The 4,328-nt window shown below is 49.4% G+C and carries 4 protein-coding genes and 1 pseudogene (1 of these 5 running past the window's edge); 1 reads left to right on the forward strand and 4 read right to left on the reverse strand.

Features of this window, described 5'->3' with window-relative positions:
- Window positions 1-1,133 (forward strand): bifunctional hydroxymethylpyrimidine kinase/phosphomethylpyrimidine kinase (gene thiD / locus QVO97_RS02720; protein ID WP_288188732.1); only part of this gene is annotated, 1,133 nt, incomplete at its 5' end.
- Window positions 1,134-1,213: 80 nt separating this feature from the next.
- On the opposite strand, the gene QVO97_RS02725 is transcribed toward thiD, so the two are convergent.
- From QVO97_RS02725 to hydF, 4 genes and pseudogenes are all read right to left on the reverse strand, one after another.
- Entirely contained in the window at window positions 1,214-1,828 is a 615-nt protein-coding gene (locus QVO97_RS02725) for a cytidylate kinase-like family protein (protein ID WP_022358881.1), read from the reverse strand.
- Between the two features lie 319 nt (window positions 1,829-2,147).
- Window positions 2,148-2,723 carry a biotin transporter BioY gene (locus tag QVO97_RS02730; protein WP_022358882.1) on the reverse strand — a complete coding sequence of 192 codons (576 nt, stop codon included), beginning with the start codon at window positions 2,721-2,723 and terminating at the stop codon, window positions 2,148-2,150.
- A gap of 18 nt (window positions 2,724-2,741) precedes the next feature.
- Window positions 2,742-3,695 (reverse strand): biotin synthase BioB, encoded by a 954-nt coding sequence (gene bioB / locus QVO97_RS02735; protein ID WP_022358883.1) that lies wholly within the window; start codon window positions 3,693-3,695, stop codon window positions 2,742-2,744.
- 346 nt (window positions 3,696-4,041) lie between these two features.
- A pseudogene (gene hydF, locus QVO97_RS02740) lies at window positions 4,042-4,328 on the reverse strand ([FeFe] hydrogenase H-cluster maturation GTPase HydF); it runs 929 nt beyond the window's last position.

A 4,328-nucleotide genomic window follows, 5' to 3' on the forward strand; every position in this document is an offset into this window, starting at 1 on the left:
CGGACAAGATTCTCGGCGTAACCGCCAAAACCGTTGCCCAGGCCCTGGAAGCAGAAAAAGCCGGAGCCGATTATCTCGGTTCCGGCGCTGTATTTCCAAGTCCAACCAAAACAGAGGCCATCCCGATGTCCCGTGAGACTCTGACCGCCATCTGCCAGTCCGTCTCCATTCCGGTTGTCGCCATCGGAGGAATCAACGCTTCCAATCTTTCCACCCTGGCTGGAACCGGCATCGCAGGAGCTGCGATTATATCCGGGATTTTCGGACAGCCCGATATCGGGGCTGCGGTCCGGGAGCTGCGAGAGTGCATTCATAAAAACCACCGCGTTATCCCCACAGTACTCACCATCGCCGGTTCGGACAGCGGAGGCGGCGCAGGAATACAGGCAGATTTAAAGACCATCACCGCTCTGGGGCTCTATGGAACCAGTGTTATCACTGCGATTACCGCTCAGAATACGCTCGGCGTGCAGGCTGTCTCGCCTGCCTCCCCGGAAATATTAGCGGCACAGCTGGATTCGGTTCTTTCAGATTTAACTCCGCAAGCGATCAAGATCGGAATGCTGGGAAACAAAACTGCCGTTCAGGTTGTCGCAGAAAAACTAAGCGCCTATCCCGATATCCCGGTGGTACTCGATCCAGTGCTTATCTCCACCAGCGGACGCCCTCTGGCAGCTCCGGACGCCATCGCCGCCTCCCAGGAGCTTTTGTTTCCGCGCGCCACACTTTTGACACCGAATCTGCCGGAGGCTGAATTTTTGCTTCAAATGCAGACGCATACATTGGACAATGACGCAGGCATAGAAGCTGCCGCCACCCGGCTGTCCCGTCAATTTCACACCGCGGTTCTTTTAAAAGGCGGACACCGGGAAAATCTGCCAAATACTGTCTGTGATGTTCTTTGTCAGCCAGACCAGACTCCACTCTGGTTTTCCAGTCCCCGGATCGAGAATCAAAACAACCATGGAACTGGCTGCACACTCTCATCCGCAATCGCCTGCGGTCTCGCCGCCGGACGTTCTCTGGAGCAGAGTATTCGTGATGCACGTTCCTATTTAAGTGGGGCATTAGCATTCGGATTAAATCTTGGAAATGGAAATGGACCGTTGTTTCATGGATGGAATCTTAGATAAGACATAAAAATAACCGCCCCAGGTCCTAGCAAAACTTGAGCGGTTATTTTTGCTTAAAATTATAATTGTTTCGTTATCCCTTACTTCACCGCCTGGCAAATCAACTCCACGCACTTCTCAATTCCCAAATCTCCGCTGTTCAGCATCAGATCATAGTTTTCCCTGTCGCCCCAGCGCTGATTCGTATAGTTTTCATAGTAGATCCGGCGGCGTTTGTCGGTCTGGTGCATAAATTCATCGATATGCTCTTCCAGATCCCCATATTCGTCAATCGCGCGGCGGAGCCGGATATCACGATCCGCATAAACAAAGACACGCAGTACATCCGGACGGCTTCTCAGAATATAATCAGCACATCTTCCGATAAATACGCAGCTTCCGCGCTTTGCCGCCTCCTCGATCGCCTTCTTCTGCGCCACATAGATCTGCTCTGTCAATGGCAGTTCACTGAGCTTCGGCTCCTTCGGATAGGAAAGTCCATACAAAGTTCCCATCGCGAAATTGTAAAGCAGGCTGTTTGTCAGGCGCTGCTCACGATCCGCAATAATTTCCGCTGGAAAACCGATCTCCTTCGCAGCAGCATCGATCAATTCCTTATCATAAAATTCCATTCCCAGTTTTTTAGCGGCAACCAGGCCAATCTGACGACCTCCGCTTCCATATTCACGACTGATAGTGATAATCTTTTTCTCCATACAACTGCCTCCTCCCTGTTCCTCCGGAATCTCCCTCTTTTTTCTGTCTTTAGTATAACACACGCTCCAAAATTGTTCAAGTTTAGTCACACTTGCTTCTTATTTTTCTGTATTTTATTCCATATATGTGATTATTTCTGTTTTCTTTTACCTTTATTTTTTCTTTTCTTCTTAGTTTCTATAAAATATGAACCAACTTCTTCGTTTCATTCAACAAAAAAGATGGATGAAAGCGTTTTATGTATTCCACTTTCACCCATCTGTCCTTTATTTTAAATATCATTTTATCTAAACAGTTATTTTTACAGCCAGACGCTTTTTACTCTCCTAACCGGTAAATTTCGCGGCGCAGCTTCGGTCCGATCAAAGCTGTGAAAATGATTTTGACTGCATCGCCCGGCAGATACGGGATAACGCCCACACCCAGTCCGGCTACAAAGGTCATGTTAAGCTGACCTGCCAGCCATACCGTTCCGAAAATATAGCAAATCGCCAGTCCCAGTACCATGCCAACGATATGCAGGGCTACTTTGCCCGGAAAATGATCCACAAAAAATCCAACAATCAGCGCCATCAGGATAAATCCGACGAGATAGCCGCCGGTCGGTCCTGCCAGCTTACCGACTCCTGCCGTAAATCCGGAAAATACCGGAACGCCCACCATGCCAAGCAGCATATAAATCAGGTAACTCACCGTGCAGGCTTTCATTCCCAGCACATATGCTGCCAGATAAATGGCAAGATTTGTAAAGGAAATCGGAACCGGGCTGAATGGAAGCGGAATCGAGAACGGTCCCAGAATACAGGTTACCGCCGTCATCACGCCAATCAGCGCCATCCGTTTGGTTGTAAAGTAAGGTTTGTGATCCGCTTCTGCGGAAAGTGTTTTACTCATGATATGGATACTCCTTTTTTATAATGTGAATCCCATCGCCGCCAGCATCTCCTGGTCCTCGCTGATGCGGTTTCCGGAGGTTGTCAGCATATCTCCGGTAATGGCTGCGTTTGCGCCGGAACGGAATGCCTGTTCGCCGGAATGTTCCATTGAATTTCGTCCTGCTGCCAGACGGACCATCGCGGTCGGATTGATATAACGGAAAATGGCAATCGTCCGCAAAATCTCATCCTCCGAAAGCGCTGCCTGATGTTCCAGCGGCGTGCCCGGAATCGGACGCAGGATATTGATCGGAATTGATTTGATCCCGAGCTCGCTCAGCGTGATCGCCATGTCGATCCGGTCTTCCCAGGTTTCTCCCATGCCGATGATGCCGCCGGAACAGACGGAAAGTCCTGCCGCCTGCGCGCGCCGGATGACCTCCAGCTTGTCCTCAAATGTATGTGTTGTACAGATATTCGGGAAATTTCTCCGGGAAGTCTCAATATTGGCATGATCCCGTCCCACACCCGCCTCTTTCAGACGGTTGAAATCTTCCTGTGACAGAAGTCCGTGGGAGGCGCAGAGCTCTACCTTGCATTCCTTCTTCATAGCGCGGTATGCCCGAAGCGCCTTCTCCATCTCCGCTCCCGTCAGCGCACGTCCCGCCGTCACGATGGAGTAACGATGTACTTTCTTCGCCTCATGACGCTTGCAGTCCTCCAGAATCTCCTCTGGCTCCAGAAATGGATATTCTTCCACCTTCGTATGATGACAGGCTGACTGCGCGCAAAACTTGCAGTCCTCGCCGCAGCGTCCGCTTCGTCCATTAATGATAGAACACAGATCCACATGGTTTCCGCAGAGCTCCTTCCGGATTTTATCAGCTCCCGCACAAAGCTCATCCAGATCCTCACTCAATAAAAAGCTTAAATCCTCGCCCCGTTTCAGACGGCGTCCCTTTATAATCTCTTCTGCCAGTTGTAAACTCATATCTTCTACTCCTTATCAAAATCAAAACACTTTTTTTGGTTATCCTTCGGTCCAACTTAAAAAATATCCTATTTTTCTCATTTAGCTAACTTTCGCTATTATAAACCGTTGATTTTTAAATGTCAACACGTTGGATTAATATAGTTTACATTCTGGCATCTGCGAAATCTAAAAACTGCTTCGCGCAAGTGCGCATCCTCGCGGAGCGTTTTTTCATAGGACGCAATTTCCTATGAAAAAAGCTGCTGTCCGACAGGCATTTCCATCGTCCAGCAGCTTTATCCGCCTTTATTTCTAAGTTTCTAATTATTTACGCTCTTTCCGTTCATTTTTCCGCCCAAATTTCCTATCTGACCGGCTCCAGTGCCCCCATGCTCCGTTTCAAAATTCCCTTCATATAGGCAATCAAAATCCCATAATTGGTCATCGGGATCTCCTGATCGGCAGCGCTGCGAAGACGGCTCTTCATCTCCCGCGCATTCAGCATACAGCCGCCGCAATGAACGATCAGCTTATAACCGGACACATCCTCTGGAAATTCCGTCCCCGATGTAAAATGAAACTCCGGCGCTTTTCCCGTGTACTGGCGGATCCAGTCCGGCAGCTTCTCCGTGCCGATGTCACCGCACTGGC

It is taken from the genome of Clostridium sp. CAG:43 (genome assembly GCF_000434655.1).
In the GTDB taxonomy this organism is placed as follows: domain Bacteria; phylum Bacillota; class Clostridia; order Lachnospirales; family Lachnospiraceae; genus Otoolea; species Otoolea fessa.